The organism is Falsiroseomonas sp. RANM36 (assembly GCF_056682175.1).
The window spans coordinates 1-935 of the sequence record NZ_JBWXTD010000038.1 but is presented as its reverse complement, the minus strand read 5'-3'; the positions used below and the strand labels follow the sequence as shown (position 1 = coordinate 935).

1 protein-coding gene is annotated in these 935 nt (G+C 67.6%); it reads left to right on the top strand.

Features of this window, described 5'->3' with window-relative positions:
• On the top strand, positions 1-935 hold a 935-nt coding region (locus AC1MIR_RS27740), incomplete at both ends, for a cadherin repeat domain-containing protein (protein WP_480031400.1).

The window sequence follows — 935 nt, the reverse complement described above, 5'->3', positions numbered from 1 at the left end:
GCGACACGCTGACCTTCGCGCTGGTGGGCGGCGGGCTCGCGGGCCTGACCTTCAACGAGGACGGCAGCTACAGCTACGCCCCGCCGGCCGACTTCAACGGCACCGTCAGCTTCCAGTTCAAGGCCAATGACGGCACCGCCGACAGCAACACCGGCACCGTCGAGATCGACGTCACCCCGGTCAACGACGCGCCGACCGACATCGCGCTGTCCAACGCCTCCGTGCAGGAGAACAGCCCGAACGGCACGCTCGTCGGCCTGCTTTCGGCCACCGACATCGACAGCGCCGCCTTCGCCTTCTCCATCCTCGGCGGGCCGGTGCCGTTCAGCATCGTCGGCAACGAATTGCGGGTGAACGGTGCGCTCGATTTCGAGACGCAGGACACCTACAGCGTGACCATCCGCGCCAATGACGGCGCCGGCGGCACCTACGACGAGACCTTCACCATCTCCGTCACCGACGTGGACGAGACGCCGGACAACACCGCGCCGGTCGCGAATGACGACGTGGCGACGATCGGCGAGAACACCGCCTACGACCTCTGGCACTATGTTGACGTCGTTGCCAACGACCGCGACGCGGACAGTGACAGCCTGTTCGTCACGGGCGTGTCCGTGCTGGGCGGCGCGCCGGTGGTCGCGGAGGTCTGGAACGACACCGAGATCCGCTTCTACGTCAACGATCCGAGCAACGACTGGAACGGCGCCTTCCAGCTGCAATACAGCATCTCGGACGGCAATGGCGGCAGCGACACCGCGATCGTGGACGTCACGGTCACGCCGGAGAACGACGCGCCGACCGTCTCGGACGACACGCGGACGGTGGCCGAGGACGGCGTGCTCGACAGCTCCGTCGCCGGCCTGGCCGACGATGTGGATGGCGACACGCTGACCTTCGCGCTGGTCGGCGGCGGGCTCGCGGGCCTGACCTTCAAC